Annotated in this window: 16 protein-coding genes and 1 pseudogene; 12 read left to right on the top strand and 5 right to left on the bottom strand. The window is 41.8% G+C overall.

Annotation, left to right across the window (positions count from 1 at the left end):
- The first annotated feature begins 361 nt into the window (after positions 1–361).
- The gene (locus ACPZ3T_RS24320; RefSeq protein WP_490272004.1) at positions 362–1,135 is read left to right on the top strand and encodes a fumarylacetoacetate hydrolase family protein; all 774 of its coding nucleotides are present in this window, start codon (positions 362–364) and stop codon (positions 1,133–1,135) included.
- Positions 1,136–1,138: 3 nt separating this feature from the next.
- On the opposite strand, the gene ACPZ3T_RS24315 is transcribed toward ACPZ3T_RS24320, so the two are convergent.
- Together ACPZ3T_RS24315 and ACPZ3T_RS24310 are read right to left on the bottom strand one after the other, a co-directional pair.
- Positions 1,139–1,618, bottom strand: coding sequence for a Tic20 family protein (locus ACPZ3T_RS24315; RefSeq protein WP_490272003.1), 480 nt, complete (start codon positions 1,616–1,618; stop codon positions 1,139–1,141).
- A gap of 81 nt (positions 1,619–1,699) precedes the next feature.
- Positions 1,700–1,897, bottom strand: a complete 198-nt coding sequence (locus ACPZ3T_RS24310; protein WP_490272002.1) for a hypothetical protein — start codon at positions 1,895–1,897, stop codon at positions 1,700–1,702.
- 591 nt (positions 1,898–2,488) lie between these two features.
- Here ACPZ3T_RS24310 and glyA point away from each other — a divergent pair.
- The gene (glyA, locus tag ACPZ3T_RS24305) at positions 2,489–3,772 is read left to right on the top strand and encodes a serine hydroxymethyltransferase (protein ID WP_490272001.1); all 1,284 of its coding nucleotides are present in this window, start codon (positions 2,489–2,491) and stop codon (positions 3,770–3,772) included.
- Here the strand turns inward: glyA and ACPZ3T_RS24300 are convergent.
- Positions 3,764–3,895: a hypothetical protein gene (locus ACPZ3T_RS24300; protein ID WP_490272000.1), complete on the bottom strand. Its 132-nt coding sequence runs from the start codon at positions 3,893–3,895 to the stop codon at positions 3,764–3,766. The two genes, glyA and ACPZ3T_RS24300, sit on opposite strands and share 9 nt — an antisense overlap.
- 98 nt (positions 3,896–3,993) lie before the next feature.
- Between ACPZ3T_RS24300 and ACPZ3T_RS24295 the strand changes: the two genes are divergently transcribed.
- The 3 genes from ACPZ3T_RS24295 to ACPZ3T_RS24285 all read left to right on the top strand — a co-directional run bounded on the left by ACPZ3T_RS24295 (position 3,994) and on the right by ACPZ3T_RS24285 (position 6,804).
- Positions 3,994–5,040 (top strand): glycosyltransferase family 4 protein, encoded by a 1,047-nt coding sequence (locus ACPZ3T_RS24295; RefSeq protein ID WP_490271999.1) that lies wholly within the window; start codon positions 3,994–3,996, stop codon positions 5,038–5,040.
- A 313-nt stretch (positions 5,041–5,353) separates the two neighbouring features.
- The gene (locus tag ACPZ3T_RS24290; protein ID WP_490271998.1) at positions 5,354–6,604 is read left to right on the top strand and encodes a competence/damage-inducible protein A; all 1,251 of its coding nucleotides are present in this window, start codon (positions 5,354–5,356) and stop codon (positions 6,602–6,604) included.
- Between the two features lie 47 nt (positions 6,605–6,651).
- A complete protein-coding gene (locus tag ACPZ3T_RS24285) occupies positions 6,652–6,804 on the top strand; it encodes a hypothetical protein (RefSeq protein WP_490271997.1) in 153 nt (50 codons plus the stop codon).
- 47 nt (positions 6,805–6,851) lie between these two features.
- Here ACPZ3T_RS24285 and ACPZ3T_RS24280 read toward each other — a convergent pair whose 3' ends face one another.
- Positions 6,852–8,165 carry an NAD(P)/FAD-dependent oxidoreductase gene (locus tag ACPZ3T_RS24280; protein ID WP_490271996.1) on the bottom strand — a complete coding sequence of 438 codons (1,314 nt, stop codon included), beginning with the start codon at positions 8,163–8,165 and terminating at the stop codon, positions 6,852–6,854.
- A 708-nt stretch (positions 8,166–8,873) separates the two neighbouring features.
- Here ACPZ3T_RS24280 and ACPZ3T_RS24275 point away from each other — a divergent pair.
- The 6 genes from ACPZ3T_RS24275 to ACPZ3T_RS24250 all read left to right on the top strand — a co-directional run bounded on the left by ACPZ3T_RS24275 (position 8,874) and on the right by ACPZ3T_RS24250 (position 18,622).
- Complete coding sequence (locus ACPZ3T_RS24275) at positions 8,874–10,628, top strand: protein kinase domain-containing protein (protein ID WP_490271995.1); 1,755 nt, start codon at positions 8,874–8,876, stop codon at positions 10,626–10,628.
- A gap of 115 nt (positions 10,629–10,743) precedes the next feature.
- Positions 10,744–11,535: a hypothetical protein gene (locus tag ACPZ3T_RS24270; protein ID WP_490271994.1), complete on the top strand. Its 792-nt coding sequence runs from the start codon at positions 10,744–10,746 to the stop codon at positions 11,533–11,535.
- 180 nt (positions 11,536–11,715) lie between these two features.
- A complete protein-coding gene (locus ACPZ3T_RS24265; RefSeq protein ID WP_490271993.1) occupies positions 11,716–12,642 on the top strand; it encodes a glycosyltransferase family 2 protein in 927 nt (308 codons plus the stop codon).
- 42 nt (positions 12,643–12,684) lie between these two features.
- Positions 12,685–13,251 carry a hormogonium polysaccharide biosynthesis acetyltransferase HpsU gene (hpsU, locus tag ACPZ3T_RS24260; protein WP_490277355.1) on the top strand — a complete coding sequence of 189 codons (567 nt, stop codon included), beginning with the start codon at positions 12,685–12,687 and terminating at the stop codon, positions 13,249–13,251.
- A gap of 222 nt (positions 13,252–13,473) precedes the next feature.
- Positions 13,474–14,303 (top strand): IS5 family transposase gene (locus tag ACPZ3T_RS24255; RefSeq protein WP_490271992.1). Its coding sequence is split into 2 segments (ribosomal slippage): positions 13,474–13,858 and positions 13,858–14,303, totalling 831 coding nucleotides; the frame shifts between segments, so codons are not numbered across the junction.
- 881 nt (positions 14,304–15,184) lie between these two features.
- A complete protein-coding gene (locus ACPZ3T_RS24250; protein ID WP_490271991.1) occupies positions 15,185–18,622 on the top strand; it encodes a HEAT repeat domain-containing protein in 3,438 nt (1,145 codons plus the stop codon).
- Positions 18,623–18,780: 158 nt separating this feature from the next.
- On the opposite strand, the gene glmS is transcribed toward ACPZ3T_RS24250, so the two are convergent.
- Positions 18,781–20,655, bottom strand: a complete 1,875-nt coding sequence (gene glmS / locus ACPZ3T_RS24245; protein WP_490271990.1) for a glutamine--fructose-6-phosphate transaminase (isomerizing) — start codon at positions 20,653–20,655, stop codon at positions 18,781–18,783.
- Between the two features lie 411 nt (positions 20,656–21,066).
- Here glmS and ACPZ3T_RS24240 point away from each other — a divergent pair.
- Positions 21,067–22,085: pseudogene (locus ACPZ3T_RS24240) on the top strand (ISAs1 family transposase); the annotation flags it as partial.
- Positions 22,086–22,212 lie beyond the last annotated feature (127 nt).

Genomic DNA, 22,212 nt, shown 5'->3' with positions numbered 1-22,212 from the left:
CTTGACAGTTATCTTCCAAGGGATTAAAGCCAAGGCTTTAACCTTGTGGGACACTAAACTAACTTGGTTTAGCTGTGACGTTACGTAGTTCTCAAAGCTACAAAATAGTTTTCATCCCTGCACTAAAGTCACAGGGTTTTCAACATATCTCTTATAATCTTACCAGTTTTCTATTTTAATCATCAGCTGCATCTGCCAAAATTGTGTTTGCTGGTGATAATTGGCAAATTTTCATGAAGTAAGGGTGTAGGGGAGAGTTAAATCAGTTAACAGTCAACAGTGATCAAATAACTTGTAATGGATAGCTATTGATACTCATTCCCTAGTTTTCACTTTAGATGAGAGGATATTGATCAAGATTATGGCCCAACGCTATGTGCGAGTTCAAAATCAAGAAGGAAAGATTTACTATGGGTTGTTACAACTATCCCTGAACGTGCAGGTGCTGGATGCTCCACCTTGGTTACAGGGGCAACCCACAGATTTAATTTTAGAAGCAGACAATTACCAAATTCTTGCGCCTTGCGCTCCCTCAAAGATTGTTGCAGTGGGCAAGAATTACGCTGATCATGCGGCAGAAATGGGGAGTTTAGTTCCTGTTGAGCCATTAATTTTTCTGAAACCACCAACATCAATTATTCCCACGGAGACAGCAATCAAGTATCCGCCTCAGTCAGAGCGAGTAGACTATGAAGGGGAGTTAGCATTAGTAATTGGCGATCGCGCTTGTGATTGCACACCAGAAGAAGCCCAAACTAAAATTTGGGGTTATACTATCGCCAATGATGTGACAGCGCGGGATTTGCAAAAAAAAGATGCTCAATGGACACGGGCTAAAGGTTTTGATTCTTTCTGCCCTCTTGGCCCTTGGATTGTGCGAGAATTAAATCCTGGGGCTAGATTACAGACTTTTCTCAATGATCATCCTGAACCATTGCAATCTGCGGGTATTGATCAGATGGTTTTTCCCCCAGATTTTTTAGTGTCTTATATTAGCCAGGTCATGACCTTATTACCTGGAGACGTAGTGTTAACGGGTACACCGGAAGGGATTGGTTCATTGCAATTAGGCGATCGCGTCCGTATTGAAATTGAAGGTATCGGTCGCCTAGAAAACACTGTCATACCCCGCTAACTGTTAGCGGACTTGCATATACACTGCGTCCGAAATAGCAGGAATTTCTGCATAACGTCCCAGTAATGACTGACCAACTGAATATACTACTGCTGCTAAGATGCCCAGAAAAATTGTGTTTGCTATTGTCTCGATGGCAAACCCAGTATTAGGAATTTGTGTCAAAATTCTCACTAAGATAGTACACAAAAATATAACAATATCTAGCAGAATTGCCTGCATCGTGTTGAAACGGATAAAATGACTAATTTTTTCGTTTCTCACCACAAATATAAATAAAGCAAAGAAAACGAGAAGTTGACCCAATTGTCCTAAACTACCGTAAACTACCAATACTGGTTGCAAAGGTATCAACAGTATTTGTAGAAATGGGAATTGTCTTAATAAAAAACTACCAAAGACGAGACCATCAATTATGGGCAGAAGATAAGGTAAACAAGCAAAAATTCTATCGGCAATTGTTGTAGTCCCGCGCCAAGCCATTTTGCATTCTCCTGTGGCTAAATTTTAGAGTTACTTGAGCCTAGGATAACGCAGTTACTCAGCCTTGCTAGTAAAGTTTTACTATTCTATTTGCGCGATGCGAAAGCCCATGAGACATTCGTACTGTTCTGGCTGCTGTTGTCCTAGTTGCCGAATAGCATGACCACAAGATAAATGTCCGCTACGCCAACGGGGTTGACCATTACCATCAGCAAGTAAGCAAGACTGACAAACTCTCTCAGGAGCTAGGATTTGTTCGTCTGTTAAGATGACCAACATACTAAAACCCCTCCTTTGACATTCTACTGCCGATCAGGTGATTCCTAGGCTAAAACTCAGTTATCAGTTAGTTGACAACTGTTCACCCAATACTGTTCCGTTTATAGACCTCTATTTGATGTCTCAGAGTAGATGCAAAATTTTGGTGAGGATGATATGTCACTGAGCATCAAGTTGAGGTTTATGCTAGTGATACATAACAGATGTTTAAGTATTTAGGTGTATTAAGCATTGATGCTTATATGTTACCACAGCCATTAAACTACCGTGGATAAATACTTAAAAATATCATGATTACTTCATCAACTTCACCTGCCATCAAAGATCAGGATTTAAGTGGGGTCTTGGCAGTGGCAAGTAAGAATATTTTGAACATTATAAAAGTTCATATTTTCAGAAACAGGTTTATGATCGTTAATCTATGGAAGTTGGCTGGCAGCTAATAATCAAAGTCAACAATACAGATGCCATCAATCGTGTTTGTATAATAGCCCACTACCAGGAAAAGATTGACTGTTGAGACTTAATTATAGATAAGTTGCCCACCCACCAAATCCACTTTTGTACAAATTGCCATTAGGTATAGTTGAAGTGACTAGGACAAATTCAGACTTGCTTGCTACCTCCGATCCCGCGATCGCACAATTAATTAATCAAGAACTCCAACGTCAACGCGACCACTTAGAATTAATTGCTAGCGAAAACTTTACCTCTGCGGCTGTTTTGGCGGCTCAGGGTTCAGTGTTGACGAATAAATACGCTGAAGGTTTACCCGGTAAGCGTTATTACGGTGGTTGCGAATTTATTGACGAAATCGAGCAAATCGCTATTGATAGAGCCAAACAGTTATTTGGTGCGGCTCATGCTAACGTACAACCCCACTCTGGCGCACAGGCAAATTTTGCAGTTTTCCTGACATTGTTACAACCAGGGGACACAATTATGGGGATGGATTTGTCTCATGGCGGACATCTTACCCACGGTTCACCTGTAAATGTTTCAGGTAAATGGTTTCAAGTGCGTCACTACGGCGTAAGTCAACAGACAGAACAACTAGACTACGAGCAAATTCGTGAGCTGGCGTTAAGGGAACGTCCGAAGCTCTTAATTTGTGGTTATTCTGCCTATCCTCGCATCATTGACTTTGAAAAATTCCGCGCTATTGCAGATGAAGTTGGTGCTTACTTACTAGCGGATATTGCCCACATTGCCGGGTTAGTCGCCAGTGGCTTGCACCCGAATCCAATTCCTTATTGTGATGTCGTCACCACCACTACCCATAAAACCCTACGCGGCCCCAGAGGTGGTTTAATTTTAACCCGTGATCCAGAACTGGGTAAAAAGTTAGATAAATCCGTTTTCCCCGGAACGCAAGGCGGCCCTTTAGAACACGTAATTGCAGGTAAAGCCGTTGCGTTTGGTGAAGCCTTGAAGCCAGAATTTACAACTTATTCAGGGCAAGTAATTGATAATGCCCGTGCTTTAGCAACTCAACTGCAAAACCGGGGATTAAAATTAGTATCTGATGGTACAGATAACCATTTAATGCTCGTGGATTTGCGATCTGTGAATATGACAGGGAAGAAAGCAGATCAGTTAGTTAGTGAAGTAAATATTACTGCCAACAAAAACACAGTTCCCTTTGATCCCCAATCACCATTTGTCACGAGTGGTTTAAGGTTAGGTTCTCCCGCCATGACAACAAGGGGTATGGGAGTAAGTGAATTTACTGAAATTGGTAATATTATTGCCGATCGCCTGCTCAACCCAGAATCAGAAGCAGTAGCCCAAGATTGTAAACGTCGGGTAGCTGCATTGTGCGATCGCTTCCCCTTATATTCCCACTTGGAAATTCCTGTACCAGCCTTAGCATAAAGCTGGGAATGGGGAATGGGGCATGGGGCATGGGGCATGGGGCATGGGGAATGCCCCATGCCCAAAATTCTTTAATTTTGAATTTTGAATTTTGAATTTTGAATTGATTAGCCCAATCCCCAATCCCCAAATCTTATGCTGATGAGAGTCCCAAATATAGTAAAAATTAAGAAGGAAACGTCCTTAACCAATTTTTGTTAATAAAATCGTAAAAATTACAGATGCTTGCTCAGATTTATCATCTGATCGCTTTCCTAGTCGCCGCAGTAGTCGTTCTCTGGACTACACCTGATGTCAAAAATATTGGTATTAGAAGTGGACGTGTAGATCAACCTGGCGATCGCAAAATTCATGACCGTCCGATGGTACGCCTGGGAGGAGTTTCTATCTTCACAGGCACAATGCTATCTTTAATGATTGTTTGGTGGTTGGGTGGGTTTGCTAATCTACCCCCTGAGAAAGAATGGCAAATATGGGGCGTGACTTTAGGTGGTCTTGGCTTTTTCTTGATTGGTTTAGCTGATGATTTATTAAGTTTATCCCCTCTCACGCGCTTGCTGATACAAATTCTTGTTGCAGCAGGTGCATGGAAAGCAGGTGTGAGCATAGATTTTATTACCGTTCCTACCATTGGTATAGTTGACCTTAACTGGCTCAGTTTACCGATTACAGTAGTTTGGTTAGTTGGCATGGTAAATGCCATCAACTGGATTGATGGATTAGACGGTTTAGCGGCTGGAGTCTCTGGGATTGCGGCTGTAGTGATGCTATTGGTGTCTTTATTTATGCACCAACCAGCAGCAGCCTTAATTGCTGCGGCTTTAGCTGGTGCAGCTTTAGGATTTCTCCGGTATAACTTCAATCCTGCTCAAATTTTTATGGGGGATGGTGGCTCATATTTTATGGGCTTCACCTTAGCCTCTGTTGGTGTCATCGGTTTAGTAAAAATTCCTGCCTTCACTGCCGTTCTTTTGCCATACTTAATTTTGGCAGTCCCCATTGTCGATATGTCCGCAGTTATTTTGGCACGGCTACGCCGAGGTAAACGCCCTTGGGTAGCAGATAAATGTCATTTACATCATCGACTTTTACAGGCTGGTTTATCTCATCGTTGGTCAGTATTATTCATATACTCTCTCACCTTATGGGTGGGAAGTTTAGCGTTAGGTGTTGCTGGTGTACCTAGTAGCATTGGTTATATCTGTGCAGCTACTTCGCTATTAAGTTACGTAATTTGGCGAGTCCGCAAATTTGCCCAGCAAAAGTGAAAAGCTTTGGAGCAGGGGAGCAGGGGAGCAGGGGGCAACAAACACCCCCTTTCGGGTGAGCGAAAAAAGGTGTGGGAGGTGTGGGAGGTGTGGGGAGTGTGGAGGGTAATTTTTTGGATACGTAGCTAGAAATCCCACATAAAATTTCGTTCACCACCCACTTTCTTGTGAACCTTCCCTAGCGTCAGTGTCTGTCTACCACACGCTCCGCGAACGGAGAGAAGTACGGTTTTAAACATCTTTATGTTCTTGGTTGTTGACGGTTGACGATTGATTGTTAATCGTTAACCTTTATTTTTTTGGGTTTCGCCTTATGAGTGCAGAAATTATTTGTGTCGGGACTGAATTACTATTGGGAGATATCCTCAACGGAAATGCTCAATATCTAGCTCAACAACTAGCCCAATTAGGCATTCCTCATTACTATCAAACAGTAGTGGGAGATAACCCAGAACGCATTAAGCAAGTTATAGAAATTGCTCTTTCTAGAGCTAATATTCTGATTTTCACTGGTGGATTAGGCCCTACACCAGATGACTTGACTTGTGAAACCATCGCTGATTTTTTTGGTGTTCCCTTGGTAGAACGCCCAGAAATTATTGAAGATATTACACAAAAATTTGCTCAACGGGGTCGAGTTATGACCCCCAGCAACCGTAAACAAGCTTTAATTCCCGAAGGTGCAGACATTTTACCCAATCCCAGTGGTACAGCACCGGGTATTATTTGGCAACCCCGTCCAGGAATTACGATTTTTACCTTTCCTGGTGTTCCTAGTGAAATGCGCCGGATGTGGGAAGAAACATCTGTGCCTTTTCTCAAAAGTCAAGGCTGGGGTCAGGAAATTATTTACAGCCGCAGTTTGAAGTTTTGGGGAATTGGGGAATCAGCTTTAGCAGAAAAAGTTAGTGCCTACTTGAATCTACCTAACCCTACGGTAGCACCCTATGCGGGTAAGGGAGAAGTCCGCCTACGCATTTCAGCTAAAGCTACTTCACCAGTCGCCGCCGAGGCTTTGATTGTACCTGTAGAAAAACAAATTAAAGAAATTGCAGGTTGGGATTTTTATGGTGTTAATGATGATACTTTAGCTTCTGTAGTTGGGGAGTTATTACGGGCATCAGGAGAAACCCTATCAGTGGCAGAATCATGTACTGGTGGAGGGTTAGGACAAATGTTAACAGAAATACCCGGCAGTTCTGATTACTTTTGGGGTGGTGTAATTTCTTACGATAACTCAGTAAAAGCAGGGTTGTTGGGAGTGAAGCCAGATGATTTAGCCGAATTTGGGGCTGTGAGTGATATTGTGGCCGAACAAATGGCCATAGGTGTAAAAACACGCCTGGGGACAACTTGGGGGTTAAGTATTACTGGAATTGCTGGCCCAGGGGGAGGAAGTGAAAGTAAGCCAGTAGGTTTGGTTTACATTGGTTTAGCAGGGCCAAAAGAGGAAGTTACCAGCTTTAAATATCAGTTCGGCACAATGCGCGATCGCTCTTTGATTCGTCATTTAAGTGCGTGTACAGCTTTGGATTTATTGCGACGACGGTTATTAATGAGGTAAGGCTGGGGTGTAGGGGTGTAGGGGTGTAGGGGTGTAGGGGTGTAGGGGTGGTTGATTATTCTGCTAGTAATCGCTGTACTTGGACGGGTGTCATTTGTTCCACTTCATCTATTAGTGCTGCCAATGCTTCAGTATCGTCGGTAATAGACCAATACAGTTCAGATAACCCGATTTTTGCTATTGCCGTTCCCTTACCTTAACAGAAGAACTTTCTTAACTGAACCGTATTGAAGTATGAATACTTTTGCTAATTAGCAGTTTTTGCTGTTACAAAAGCTTCTCTACCTGTAATCAATCGAGAACGACGGTTACGAGTGATATAGTTCCACGCCCACTGAAATACTACTAGTAATTTAGTGTCAAACTCGATTAAAAAGTAGATGTGAACTATTAACCAAAACACCCAAGCCAGGAAACCTGAGAGTTTGACTAAGCCTAAATCTACAACAGCTAAATTTTGCCCAATCATTGCCAAACTACCGACATCATTGTAACGGAATGGTCGCACAGTATGACCTTTCAACCGTCGTTTAATGAGTTTAGCTACATACTCTCCTTCTTGTTTAGCCACCGGTGCAACACCAGGTAAAGGTTTACCATCTTGATGAGAGAAGTTGCCTAAATCTCCCACTACAAAAATGTTTTGATAACCTCTAATACTCAAGTCTGGTTCTACAATCACACGTCCAGCATGATCGCATTCTACACCTGTTCGTTGTGCTAAAACTTCTCCCATTCCTGAAGCTTTGACACCGGCTGCCCACAATATAGTTTTTGAGGAAATTTGTTGAACTTCATCGCCTTGCTTAAAAGTAACGATGTCGTTTTCAATATTTGTCACCCTAGTCTTAGTTTGGATAACTGCACCTAAATGTTGCAAAGATTCTGCTGCTACTTGGGATAACTCAGGTGAAATGTGTGGGAGGATGCGATCGCCACCTTGTAATAACATAATTTTCGTTTGCGAGGTGTCGATACTGCGAAAATCTTCTTTGAGAGTTTTGTATGCTAACTCAGCGATCGCACCTGCTAATTCTACACCAGTCGGGCCACCCCCAACAATCACAAAAGTCAACCAAGCACGGCGTATTTCAGGATCAGTTTCTTTTTCTGCTGCTTCAAATGCCCCAAATATACGGCGACGCATTTCTATGGCATCTTCTACAGTTTTTAAACCAGGGGCAAAATCTTTCCAATTATCTTTACCAAAATAGGAATGATTAGCACCTGTAGCCACGATTAAGGTATCATAATTAATAACTCTATCATCCAAAATTACTTTTTGTGATTTGGGATCAATATCCTTGACTTCTCCTAGCAAAACTTGTGTATTCTTACTTTTGCTAAATACAGCCCGCAATGGCGAGGAAATGTCACCAGGAGATAATGTACCTGTAGCAACTTGATATAAAAGCGGCTGAAATAAGTGAAAGTTACGTTTATCAATTAAAGTTACATTGACATTAGCTGTATTGAGATGCTTGGCTGTATACAGTCCACCAAAACCACCACCAATAATCACAACTTCATGTGGTTTATTCTTCTCACCTGAAACGACCATAAGACATATTCCTTTGTGTTAAGAAAGTTGTACTATTCTTAACAAAGGTTTAGCAGAATTATGATGAGGATTGCTGTTTATTCAGAACCCTTGAAAAAACCATAAAAGTATTCAAAGTTATTAATCAGAGTTGCAAAGCTTGACAGGGATACGCCTAGCTTACAGGTGTAGGGGTGTAGGGGTGTAGGGGTTTAGGGGTTTAGGGGTTTAGGGGTGTAGGGGTGTAGGGGTTTAGGGGTTTAGGGGTGTAGGGGTAGGCTGTTGACTCTGTACCTTTTTTGGGATTTTGTCCATGCAAAAAATGTGCGTAGTTACGATGGCTGAAACTGTGTTTTGAGAAGGCTTTGAGGCACAAATTAAACATCGCGTACAAAATTACTAAAAACCGCCCAAATTTCAACAAAGTCAACAGCCTAGTGTAGGGGTGTAGGGGTGTAGGGGTTTAGGGGTGTAGGGGTTTAGGGGGTGAAAGAAATTTTGTGTGGGATTTCTAGCTCAGTATCCAAAAAATTACCCTCCACACTCCCCACACTCCCCACACTCCCCACACTCCCCACACTTCCCACACCTTTTTTCGCTCACCCGGGTGTATGGGTGTAGGGGTTAGTAAAATGATGATTCTTTCCTTAGTCTGAGACTTATCACTCACACCTCCCAGTCTCGACATCCTGATGTACATTGAGAAATGGCGGACATATTTAACTGTTCATGACATCCATTCTGCTGAACAATCGTTATCAAGTGATTCAGGTACTCGGTGCTGGTGGGTTTGGAGAAACCTTTTTGGCGGAAGATACTTATATGCCTTCTCGCCGTCGTTGCGTGATTAAGCAACTCAAACCCATTGCTAATGATCCCCAAACTTATCAAATGATTCAACAAAGGTTTGAGAGAGAAGCGGCAACTTTAGAATATCTGGGTGAACATAGTAGCCAAATCCCTAGGCTTTATGCTTACTTTTTAGAGAATGGACAGTTTTACCTAGTGCAAGAATGGATTCAAGGTCAAACTTTAAGGGACTTGTTAGAAACTAAAGGACAGCAGAGTGAAAGTATTGTTCGGCAAATTGTCTTGAGTCTATTATCGGTGTTAGATTACGTCCACAGTAAAGGAATTATTCACCGGGATATTAAGCCAGATAATATTATTCTCCGTGCTGTTGACCAAAAGCCAGTTTTAATTGATTTTGGTGCAGTTAAAGAAACAATTCGTTCTGTGGTAGGTTCTCCAGGAAATCTTACACGCTCAATGGTGATAGGTACACCGGGATATATGCCGAGTGAACAAGCAGTAGGAAGACCAGTTTATGCTACTGATATCTATAGTTTAGGTTTAACCGCTATTTATCTGTTAACTGGTAAACATCCTGAAGAACTGCCAACTCATCCCCAAAGCGGTGAGATTCTTTGGCAACAATACGCGTCGCATATTTCCCCAGATTTAGCTAGGGTGCTGACTCAGGCAATTAAACCCCAGGCAAGCGATCGCTTCACCACTGCCAATAAAATGCTGTATGCTCTATCTGGTAGTGATAGTATGCCTGTAGAGTCGGTTTTTCATCCCCCTCAAGCAACCCAACAAACCCAAGCTATACCCATTCCTCAAAAAATCTCTCCCACTAAAAAACAACAACCCCTTTGGATATTGGGAGTTTTAATCATCGCAGGTTTGCTAGGTGGAGTAGCATTATCTCATTTCACCCGCCAACCAGCCTCTGAACCAACTTTAAGTGATGCGATACCCTCACCCACAGATGTAGCTTCTGATCCTGCCATCTCTGCGCCATTTTCTTCCAGTCCCTTTATCCCCACCCCTACCCCACCACCAGAAGCTTCTCCTTCTCCCACCCCCACCAACAACCCCCCCATAAACTCCGATCCTCCTCCTATTCCAGTCACTACCCCCACACCCCAAGCTACAGTTACACAACCACCAACAACAGAAAATGAGACGGTTGTTACCCCACCACCAGAAGACTCCGTACCCGAAAACCCACCCCCCAAGAAACAAAAAAGCAATACCACCAGAACCGTTCCAGCTTTCCCCACAGGCACACCAAGAAGCACCGTAGAGGCGACATTAGGAAAACCAAATCGAGATTTAAGAGGTGCGTGGGGAAAAACCCGCGCCGTTGTCTATAAATTAGTACCGAACCAAGTTGACTTAGGCTACTTGTTTGACCGCAAGACAGGTATGCTAAAACAAACCGAAGTAGCCTTTGCCCAGTCAGTAGATCCACAATTAATGCAGACTACTTTAAATGGAATGCTTGATGGTCAAGCGACATCTAAAATTCAACAGGGACTACAAAAAGTACAACAGCGTCAGTTAGAAGATTTTAGTTTTGCTGTTGGTTCAGTTAAAGGTCAGATTATCCGCCAGAATTGCGATTTAATTTACATTAGTGTTTGGGATGCAGACTTACATGATTTTGTGAATCCAGCATCAGCTAAAAGGTGCTGATTAGCCACACTCAACACTCATTTTTGAGTTTATGCCAAAATGGGCGAAAGATAACAATCTTGTTAGACCCATTTTTCAGGATTAAAAATCAAACAGTAGATTTCAGGGGACAGTTATGAAAGCAGGGATAAAACGCATTGAAGCAACTCTCCACGATTTAGGTACTCGTGATACTACTACAACAGAAGCAAGTGACAATATCAAGCGGCCTGTGTCCTTTAGAATTAGCGTCGCAGCCAAGGAAGCTCAAGATAGCCAAACTCCAGAACAAATAGAAGACTTCAGCACTGACATCCCCACAGAAACTACTGATACCCAAAACATATTTCCGCAACACAGTTCTGTGCAAACCTTTCCGACAGAGGAAGACGCTGGTAAAACTCCAAACCTACCGAAATTCAAAACCCCCAGTTTTAGTAACCACCGTCACGGCGCAAATCCCGCATTAGCTACGAATATCCTCCAAGAAATTCATGAACACGTAGCAGGGTGGCAAAAAGAACTGCATACTATTGTGCAGCAAATTCAGGATATTTACTTAGAAGGGCCAATTGTTAATGGTTGGTTAGAATCTAACCCTTGGGATAAAGAACATGGAGGAACTGCCACACTCCGCCACGGTGAAGTAGAACGCCTGATGGATTATGTAGAAGAAATTTGTACTCCTGACGGTAAAAAAATACCCCATCAACCTTTAAAGACAGGTTATCGTCTTTGTGGTGTTGATGCTGCCGGTAAAGTATGGTCACGTCCCTGTCCACCTAATCAGTTAGCAACCGTCAGCATTGCGATCGCACGTTATCAAAAATTACGCCAACTCCTAGGACGCAAGCAATACCTAGAAACTCGCCTCAGCCAACTAGCAGAAACTTTGGTCGTTTTACACAGTCATATTCAGCAGGTATGAATTAATTCAAAATTCAAAATTCAAAATTAAATACAGACACCCACTTTCTTGTGGGGTTTCTACCTCCTAGGGACTAGCGTCTGTCTACGACACGTTCCTCGAAGGAAGAAAACTACGGTTTTGAACCTATATGTTTCCGATAAATTAGGGAACTGATAACTGATAACTGAATAATGGCTATTGATAAATATGCAAATCTCTGCGGTAATATGCACTCACAATCGGGATAATTATCTAGGTGCGGCGATTGATAGCCTATTGGGGCAGGATTTCGCCGGGGAATTTGAGGTGATAGTGGTGGATAATGGGTCAAGCGATCGCACCCGTGAAGTCACACACGCCAGGGCAAGTAATCCCCGGTTAAAATATGTTTTTGAACCTACTCTGGGTTTATCTGTAGCTCGTAACACTGGGGCAGAAGCGGCGCAGTCAGAAATTTTAGCCTATTTAGATGATGATGCAGTTGCTAGTGTTGGCTGGCTGCAAGTATTGTATGACGCTTATCAAGATAATTCTCAGTTGGCGATCGCTGGTGGTAAAGTTACTTTATTATGGCCTCCTAATACCGAGCCACCGTCATGGTTATCTACAGGTTTGGCAGCTAATTTAGGGGCTTACGACTTAGGGGATAACGTAGTTTACATTCAACAACCAGGTTTAACTCCTAGAGGCTTAAATTACTCCATCCGTCGGCAATTTCTCACAGAAATCGGTGGTTTTGACCCCCAACTAGGTCGAGTCGGCAAAAATCTGCTGTCTAACGAAGAACTCCTGATGACAGAAATGGCACTCAAGCAAGGTTGGCAAGTTGCCTACCTTCCTACAGCTTTAGTTGCTCATAACGTTGCCCCAGAACGCATCAACCGTTCCTGGTTTTTAAACCGTGGTTGGTGGCAAGGCATCAGCGAATGCTATCGAGAACAACTAGCAGGTAAAGCCGGAATTGGCCAGTTTAGTCGAGGTGGTGAAAGATTCATCCGGGGTTTGTATAAAGCATTACGATATTCTTGGAAAGATCCTGCGGAAAGCTTTGATAACTTTGTCTATAGTTACGGACAAATCGGTTACTTAAACGCCGTCATCCAAGGACTGTTATTTAAAAAGTAATTGATAAATACCCCATGCCCCATGCCCAATTCCCAATGCCCAATGACTAATAACTCTTTTGTAGACTTACGCAAATATGACCAATCTTGGTTTGATCGGGGAAGGCCTGGTTGGTATATTTTACTGTGGTGGTTTGTGCAGGCGATCGCTTTTCCCTTAACCTTGCATTCTTTCAATGGTGTACGCTGTTGGCTGTTGCGACTATTTGGAGCGCGTATTGGTAAAGGCGTATTTATTCGACCTACAGCCAGATTTACCTATCCTTGGAAAGTTGCGATCGGTGATTACAGTTGGATTGGGGACGATGTAGTTATATATAGTTTAGATGAGATTCATATCGGTGAACACTGCGTTATTTCCCAAAAAAGTTATTTATGCACCGGTAGCCATGATATTCAAGATCCCGCCTTTGGTTTGAAAACCGCAAGTATTACCATTGGCAACGGAGTATGGGTAGCGACAGATTGTTTTGTCGCACCAGGAGTCCAAATTGGTGCTAACTCTGTAATTGGCGCACGTAGCAGCGTCTTTACTGATATACCCTCTGGGCAAGTTTGTTGGGGTAGTCCTTGTCGTCCCCAATATCCAAGGGAAATTCGTAATTCGTAATTCTGTGGCCAGTCGATAGCACAATTGTGGTGAACTGCATATCTGAAATAAACGACAAAGATGCGATCGCCTTCCACCACGAGAAATGCGATCGCCGACAGCATAAATTTAAGTACACAATGAGCAAAACACGGAAACGTTAAAGCGGAAGTTCTTACACAATAGACCTCTTGCACGAATAGCGTAAGGATGAAAAAATACAGGTCAAAAAAGTAAACAGCGATGAGCTACGAACAGATAAAAGACCTGCCACCACCAGAATTTAAAAGGTTATGCGGAGTGCATATCGCCACTTTTGTACGGATGGTAGAAGTACTAAAGCCAGAACTGGTAAGGACTGGTAAAAAAGGTGGTCAGCCAAAGTTAAGTGTGGAAGACCATTTGTTGGTGGCACTGGAATATTGGCGGGAGTATCGAACATACTTTCATATCGGCAAAAGCTGGGGTATCCATGAATCAACAGTATGTCGGATAGTACGGAAAGTAGAAAATATTCTGATTAAGTCAGGAGCGTTCCGACTACCTGGAAAACGAGAACTGCATTCAAGTGCCTACTCATTACAAGTTGTGGTAATCGATGTTACAGAAACCCCTATAGAACGTCCAAAAAAAAACAGCGTCGCTACTATAGTGGCAAGAAAAAACGTCACACCTTGAAAGCACAATTAGTAGTTGATCAAGCTAGTGGTAAAGTCATTTGCACTGCCTATGGAACTGGTCGTATTCATGACTTCCGGCTACTGAAAAATACCAAGGTCAGATTTCATGATTCACAGTTGTGTTTAGCCGATAAGGGCTACCAAGGAATTGCCAGACTCCATGCTAGTAGCTGTATTCCGGCTAAAAAACCTCGTGGGGAAGTTTTATCCACTTGTGAACGCCAGCACAATCTTCATCTAGCTAGTCTACGTATTGTTGGTGAACACATTCATCGCCGACTGAAGATTTTTCGTATCCTCAAAGAACAATATCGTAACCGTAGAAGACGTTTTGGCTTACGTTGCAACTTGATTGCTGGACTTCTCAATTATGAACTTGCTTTGTTTTCCTGATTCGTGCAAGAGGTCTAATGAGCAAAACACGGAAACGTTAAAGCGGAAGTTCCTACACAATGAGCAAAACACGGAAACGTTAAAGCGGAAGTTCTTACACAATGAGCAAAACACGGAAACGTTAAAGCGGAAGTTCCTACACAATGAGCAAAACACGGAAACGTTAAAGTGGAAGTTCCTACATAATGAGCAAAACACGGAAACGTTAAAGCGGAAGTTCCTACACAATGAACAAAACACGGAAACGTTAAAGCGGAAGTTCCTACACAATGAGCAAAACACGGAAACGTTAAAGCGGAAGTTCTTACACAATGAACAAAACACGGAAACGTTAAAGTGGAAGCTGATGCACGATAAGCAGAAGCTATTATTGTGTTGAGAATTAGTATTTGTGCGATCGCGTTGGGAGTTTGACAGAAAGTTTACCCAGAAAACCAATTTTCGATTTGCAAGTTAGGTATTATTTGAAATTCCCGGACAATAAGTTATATTTCGTTAGATGGTATCAGTTCATCTCGATATGATTCAAAGATGATACTTTCTGTTACACCTTGATATTAAATGATCATTTCTGGCTATTGTTTGGGTTTAGTTTTTATTACCACAATCCACAATGCGGGATCGCAGTTTCTCCGCAGGTTGACGCAAACATATGTCTAGAATTTTAGACCAGATTAATGACAAAAGCTCAATATACAAAGTTGGGTTTTTGATTGTAAGCGCGATCGCTGTCTAAAATTAGATGATAAAAGACTTCAAACAGCCAAAAATCAGCAAAAATTGACGTAAGTTTAACTAATATAGTAGATATACTGGTATCATTAGTATCAATCTATAATTTATAGTTATTCATTTAAATCAATTATCTGGAGATCATAATAATGATTGGTGCAATGATTAGTGCATGGGTGGGAGAATTAGTCACAGTAGAAGTTTCTAAAGCTTTGCTAAGTGGTGTTACGAGTAAACTTAACCCTAGTGATTTAGATAAGGCAATTAAAACTGCAACTATAGAAGCTTGTAAGCAAGAAACTCAATTATTTTATTCTTGTCCACCAGACTTTATACCAAAATTTTTATGTAATTTTTTTAAAGAACAAGGATTGTCGGAGCTACAGAAGCCTCTAAAAAATGAGGGAAAGCCTGATGTAGATTATTTAGCTATTATTTTCCAAAAATCAGCTAAAGCTGACTCAAAAATGAAAGAAATTAAAATTGATTATATTCGTTCGTGGATGGAGGTTTTTGTTAAAACTTATTTTGAAAATACAGATAATTGTATAAGGTTTCAGATTGCCAAAGAGAACTATTGTCAGCAATTAGTCAATTGGTTTGATGATGTTAAGTTTGTTGGCATTGCTGTACCAGGACAAGAAGTAGACAAATCAGAGAAACTAGTCAATATTTTTGTGTTACCAGAAGTGCAGGAGGATAACCAAAATAATTTAAATGCTCTAAACTCCAGCATCGAAACAGAATTTTTTTCATCTAATTTGAGTCAAAGTCAGCAACAATTACTTTGGGAACAGAGACAGCGTGCTTTACGCAACTCTTCTGGGAGAAAATTGTTGGCTTCCCAAATTTTAAATCAGACAAACTGCCAAAAGTTTGTGCTTTTAGGTGCGCCTGGCTCTGGAAAAACGACTTTACTGAGTTATTTTGTGGTGATGATAGCTCAAAATCAGATTGATCAACTGAAGATAACCGCAGCAGACTATTTACCTATTATAATTCCCATACGAGATTTTGCTAGGCAAGAAAATACTAGCATTCTGGAATATGTTAAGCAATTTGTTGAAAAAAATTTATGTGTTAAAACCTTACCTGCTGGTTTTTTTGAATATTGGTTAGAGGATGGACGCGCTTTTATCTTTTTTGATGGTTTGGATGAAATTGCTCAAGAAAATAAACGATATGAGGTAGTGCAAAAAATAGAAAATTTTTTAGGGCAGTTTCCGAAAAATTGTGCAGTTATTACTTCTCGTCCTGCTGGCTATAAACGTGATTTTTTCAATACTCAAGAGTTTGCCCATTACGAGCTTTTAGCTTTTGATGATGAGAAGATAGAAAAGTTTATTAACTGTTGGTATAACAGCCGTATTCAAGATAAGTCAGAGGCGGAGCGACGTAAAACAACTTTACGGGAAGCATTAAATAAAAATGAGCGTCTCAAATTGCTAGCACGTAATCCTTTACTGTTGACTATTATTGCTCTGATTCATCGTTATCAAGCAGTTTTACCTAAAGGTCGCCACAAACTTTATGAGAAAGCTGTAGAAACTCTCTTAACTTCTTGGGATGCTAATAAAGAAATTAGCGTTAACCATTTCTTGCAAGATATTGATATTGAAGACTTGCTATTTTTAATGCAAAAATTAGCTTTTTGGATTCATGGACAAGGTAGTACAGCAGATAAAGAAGGGGGAACACTCATTGCTCGTGAAGATTTGCTTGACCAATTAAAAAGAGAAATCAAATCTTTGAAAGGCATTGAGCTTTATAAAGCCGAAGAAAAAGCGAAACGCTTTTTAAGTTTGATTCAGGAACGTACTGGACTGCTGAATGAACAAGGTCAAGATTGCTATGCTTTTGTGCATAAAACCTTTCAAGAATATTTGTGTGCTAGAGAAATTAATTATCAAGCAGATGATCAAGACGATTTTGATATTGTTTTACAGTATATTGATCAGCATCTCCATGACCCTCATTGGCGAGAGGTATTACTGTTATTGATTACTCAGCAAGCACCAAACAAAGCAGCTACAGCTATTAGAAGAGTTCTCAGTAGGAATAGCGAATATGAACAATGGTTGCATCGTGACTTATTATTTGCGGGGAATTGCCTTGCTGAAGATATCAAAAATTTAAAAAATGCCAAAAATTATCCAGCTATAGAAATTTTACAAAATTTAGTAAATCTTGAAGTCAGCGATTCTTTGCACGTTAGTTCTAGAATTAAATCACAAGTATTCCAAATTTTGTGTAGCCTGAACGAAACAGCTTTTCAAACTCAAGCTTTGCAATTGTTAAAAGAGAAAGAGGAACAAATAGATCAAGTACGATTTCAACGTTATTATGCTGCATTAGGAGAGGAAGAAGCAGCAATTTCTGGCTTACTAGAACTCCTCAAAGACTCAGAACCTAATATGCGTTCTAGTGCCGCATTTGCGTTAGGTAAAATAGGTACAGCAGCAGCAATTCCTGGGTTAATAGAACTCCTCAAAGACTCAGAATCTAATGTACGTTCTAGTGCTGCACTTGCTTTAGGTAAAATAGGTACAGAAGTCGCAATTCCTGACTTACTACAACTCCTCAAAGACTCAGAATATAATGTGCGTTCTAGTACGGCACTTGCGTTAGGTCAAATAGGTACAGCAGTTGCAATTCCTGACTTACTACAACTCCTCAAAGACTCAGAATCTAATGTACGTTCTAGTGCGGCAGATGCGTTAGGTAAAATAGGTGCAGAAGTCGCAATTCCTGGGTTAATAGAATACCTCAAAGACTCAGAATCTAATGTACGTTATAGTGCGGCAGATGCGTTAGGTAAAATAGGTGGAGAAGTCGCAATTCCTAGGTTAATACAACTCCTTAAAAACGCAGAATCTAATGTGCGTTCTAGTGCTGCACTTGCGTTAGGTCAAATAGGTACAGAAGTCGCAATTCCTGGGTTAATAGAACTCCTCAAAGACTCAGAATCTAATGTACGTTCTAGTGCTGCACTTGCGTTAGGTCAAATAGGTGCAGAAGTCGCAATTCCTGGGTTAATAGAACTCCTCAAAGACTCAGAATCTAGTGTACGTTCTAGTGCTGCACTTGCGTTAGGTCAAATAGATGCAGAAATCGCAATTCCTGGGTTAATAGAACTCCTCAAAGATCCAGAATCTAATGTACGTTTTAGGGCTGCATTTGCGTTAGGTCAAATAGGCACAGAAGTCGCAATTCCTGGGTTAATAAAACTCCTCAAAGATCCAGAATCTAATGTACGTTTTAGGGCTGCATTTGCGTTAGGTAAAATAGGTGCAGAAGTCGCAATTCCTGACTTACTACAACTCCTCAAAGATTCAATATCTATTGTGCGTTTGAGCGTCGCAATTGCGTTAGGTAAAATAGGTGCAGAAGTTGCAATTCCTGACTTACTAGAACTCCTCAAAGACTCAACATCTATTGTGCGTTTGAGTGCTACAGATGCACTGAAGAAAATCGACGAAAAAACTCATAGTGTAGTCATTCATCTTTATCAATGGATTAATGAAAACCAAGATTCTGAATATATTGGAGATGGAATCGATTTGCTATGGGATTTGGTATCTGGCTAGACAAGCTGACATTACCACCTAATAAATCAGTGGTGGCGAGATAGACACAGCATTACTGTAGACAATGCCCAAAAAAGATTTCTAGATGTGATATAATAGCCACATCTAGAAATTATCTTATCTACTCTACAAATATTTATTTAAATATTCGTATCTATTTATTCCACGGTCACGCTTTTAGCAAGATTCCGAGGCTGATCAACGTCTAAACCACGACGGGCGGCGATGTGATAAGCCAATAGTTGCAATGGTACAACTGTGAGGATGGGTGATAATAATTCATCCACTGATGACACAGGGAGTAAATCGTTAAAGATTTCTGCTGCTTCGCCATCGTTAACTGGTGTTACCCCGATTAAGCGGGAATCTCTGGCTTTGGCTTCTTGGGCGTTAGAAATTACCTTTTCATACACACTACCAGGAACAGCGATCGCAACTACTGGCACTTTCGCATCTAATAAAGCAATGGGGCCATGTTTCATTTCTCCAGCCGGATAACCTTCAGCGTGAATATAGCTGATTTCTTTTAATTTCAAAGCCCCTTCTAAGGCAATGGGGAAGTTAATTCCTCTCCCTAAAAAGATGAAATCTTTGGTTTCGGCAAATTCATGGGCGAGTTGTTCGGTTAATTGTTCCTGGCTTTCTAATGTGTCTTCAATGGCTTGGGGAATTTGGCGTAAACCTTGGATAATTGCTGCTAGTTTTTCTGCTGTTAATGTTTGACGGCGAGCCGCTAAATCTAAGGCTAAGGCATAAAATGCCATCAGTTGAGCAATAAAGGTTTTAGTCGCAGCCACACCAATTTCAATACCTGCTAGGGTGTTGATGATATTAGAAACCATCAAACCGAGGCTACTTTCTGGGCGATTGGTAATACCTAAGAGTCTAGCTCTATATTCGGGGGCTAGTCCTAGGCGGCGTTCTTTTTCCATTGCTAAAGCCGCTAAGGTATCGGCGGTTTCACCAGATTGGGTAACGCCAATGATTAAGGTATTCGGTGTGAGGGGTGACGGTGCATAGCGATACTCAGAGGCGTAATGTACCTGAGTAGAAATTCCGGCGATTTGTTCGAGTAAGTATTTACCGACTAAGGCGGCGTGCCAACTTGTACCGCAGGCGACAATATGAATCTGGGCTAAATCTGCATAGAAGTCTTCTGCTAAACCCAGATTTACCCGTTCATCCTGAAAGTATGCTTCTAAACTTGCTCTTACAACTCCCGGCTGCTCGTAAATTTCTTTGAGCATGAAATGTTTGAATCCCTGCTTCTCTACCATTGTGGGATTCAAGTTCAGCATCCGGGGCTGTTTTTTGAGCCTGTCGCCAGCAAAGTTATAAATCTCTACTCCCAAGGGTGTGAGACGGGCTATTTCGCCATTTTCAAGGGGCAAGACGGCGCGAGTATAGGCAACAATTGCCGGGGTGTCTGAGGCGCAGAAAAATTCCCCTTGACCAAATCCGATGACTAGGGGTGCTTGCTGACGCACTACAATCAACTCATCAGGGTAATCAGCAGAAATAACTGCGATCGCAAATGCACCCTCTAAATGATTAGCAGCTTGCCGCACTGCTTCTAAAAACAAAGAGGGGGAAGAAGGAACGGCAGGTGATGGGAGATTCTTTAAATATTCGGCTATGAGGTGGGGAATTACTTCTGTATCAGTTTCAGAACGGAAATGATGCCCTTTGCTTTTCAGTTCCTCCCGTAATTCGCGGTAATTTTCCACAATCCCATTTTGGACTACAGCAATTCGCATAGCTGTATCCATATGGGGATGGGCGTTATGTTCCTCTGGCTTGCCGTGTGTTGCCCAGCGTGTATGTCCGATACCTATTTGGGCTGGAGTTGCTAATTGTTCGAGTTTAGAACGCAGGTTATGCAGTTTACCTTTCGCTCGGACACAATTCACCTCTCCTTCCCAAACAGTGGCAACTCCGGCGGAATCATAGCCCCGATATTCCAATTTTTCCAACCCAGACAATAAAATTTCTGTCGCCGCTTGCGTACCGATATACCCAACTATGCCGCACATTGCTCACACCACTTTTTGTTCAGAATAATTAAATCCAGTATAGTAGTTGGCACAAAAGTCGGTTCGCCAGACAGGCAGAAGATTGGGAGGGGGGCAGGGGGCAGGGGGCAGGGGGTAGACAAGGGAGACAAGGGAGACAAGGTAGACAAGGGAGACAAGGTAGACAAGGTAGACAGGGTAGAACTTCTTTCCCTCCTACACCCTTACACCCCTACACCCCTACACCCTACACCCTTACACCCCTACACCCCTACACCCCTAGGGCTAATTTATTGTAATGAGAGAAAAATTAAACTAGAAATCATACCTACCTCAAGTGTGTTGTGGAGTGAGATGAGTAGTAGTTTGATAGCAGCATTGCAAGAGATAGAAGACTACCGAGCAGCGCGTGGAAAACGTTATCCACTATGGGTGATGTTGTTATTAGTCATCTTAGGAACATTAAGCCAATGCTATGGTTATGCGGCACTGGAAGACTTTTGTGTGCGGCACTATCAAGGATTATGTGAACATTTAGGAGTGGCATACAAGCGTTTACCGAGTGATTCGACATTTCGGCGACTGTTTGAGCAATTAGACTTTGAAGAACTCACGCAATGCTTTGTGAGATGGACACAATTGAATGTGGAAATTCAGCCAGGAGAGTGGTTAGCAATAGATGGCAAAAGTATCAAAAGCACGGTGAGTGGAAAAAATCAGTCCTATCAAAATTTTGTGAATATCGTCTCTGTATACAGTCATCAACAAGGAGTAGTCATTGCCCTCAAGCAATTTGAAAACAATGAGCAAAGTGAAATCAAAGTGGTACAACAACTACTAGAGACTTTAAACCTCACAGGTGTAGTCTTGACCTTTGATGCTTTACATTGCCAAAAAAAACTGTGCAGTTAATTGTTAATAGTGGCAATGATTACTTAGTGGGGATTAAAGGAAACCAACCCAAACTCTTGAATTATGCACAAACCATCTCACAAAAACTGCTGCCAACTACAGTGGACATTCAACGAGAACGGACACACGGACGTAGCGTTCAACGTACTGTCAAAGTTTATGAACTGGTAGATGGTATAGACTCTAGTTGGCAACAGGCGCAAAGTTTGATTGTGGTTGCTCGTCAAGGTATTCGAGATGGGCAGTCCTTTGAAACCATCAGTTACTACCTCAGTAGTCTCAAGACATCTGCCATCAACTTTGCTGATGCGATTCGTGGACATCGAGATATTGAAAACGGATTGCACTGGGTCAAAGATGTTGTTTTCGGCGAAGATACTGCTCCCTTTCGCGCTTACAATGCTGCTACTAACTGGTCAGTTATTCGGACTTTTGTGATGAATCTCCTCCGACTTCAGGGTTATCGTTCTTTGACAAAAGCACTGAGATTGTTTTGTCATGACCTAGAGCAGCTTTTTTCTCTCATTACAATGAATTAGCCCTACCCTACACCCCTACACCCCTACACCCCTACACCCCTACACCCCTACACCCCCAAAAAAAAAGAAGCAAGCTGCCCCTTTTGTGACTAAGTATATATGAATTTCTAGTGTAAGATGGGCGATC

The organism is Aliinostoc maniaoense (assembly GCF_058172895.1).
The sequence above is the reverse complement of the archived record's forward strand: the minus strand, read 5'-3'. Positions and strand labels throughout refer to the sequence as shown.

What these genes read in the sequence shown, in the direction of transcription:
- ACPZ3T_RS24295 (WP_490271999.1), top strand. Translation starts at nt 3,994, where the DNA reads ATGCTTGCTCAGATTTATCATCTGATCGCTTTCCTAGTCGCCGCAGTA.
- ACPZ3T_RS24290 (WP_490271998.1), top strand. Translation starts at nt 5,354, where the DNA reads ATGAGTGCAGAAATTATTTGTGTCGGGACTGAATTACTATTGGGAGAT.
- ACPZ3T_RS24315 (WP_490272003.1), bottom strand. Translation starts at nt 1,618, where the DNA reads ATGGCTTGGCGCGGGACTACAACAATTGCCGATAGAATTTTTGCTTGT.
- ACPZ3T_RS24250 (WP_490271991.1), top strand. Translation starts at nt 15,185, where the DNA reads ATGATTGGTGCAATGATTAGTGCATGGGTGGGAGAATTAGTCACAGTA.
- hpsU (WP_490277355.1), top strand. Translation starts at nt 12,685, where the DNA reads ATGACTAATAACTCTTTTGTAGACTTACGCAAATATGACCAATCTTGG.
- ACPZ3T_RS24275 (WP_490271995.1), top strand. Translation starts at nt 8,874, where the DNA reads ATGACATCCATTCTGCTGAACAATCGTTATCAAGTGATTCAGGTACTC.
- ACPZ3T_RS24320 (WP_490272004.1), top strand. Translation starts at nt 362, where the DNA reads ATGGCCCAACGCTATGTGCGAGTTCAAAATCAAGAAGGAAAGATTTAC.
- glmS (WP_490271990.1), bottom strand. Translation starts at nt 20,655, where the DNA reads ATGTGCGGCATAGTTGGGTATATCGGTACGCAAGCGGCGACAGAAATT.
- ACPZ3T_RS24280 (WP_490271996.1), bottom strand. Translation starts at nt 8,165, where the DNA reads ATGGTCGTTTCAGGTGAGAAGAATAAACCACATGAAGTTGTGATTATT.
- ACPZ3T_RS24310 (WP_490272002.1), bottom strand. Translation starts at nt 1,897, where the DNA reads ATGTTGGTCATCTTAACAGACGAACAAATCCTAGCTCCTGAGAGAGTT.
- ACPZ3T_RS24270 (WP_490271994.1), top strand. Translation starts at nt 10,744, where the DNA reads ATGAAAGCAGGGATAAAACGCATTGAAGCAACTCTCCACGATTTAGGT.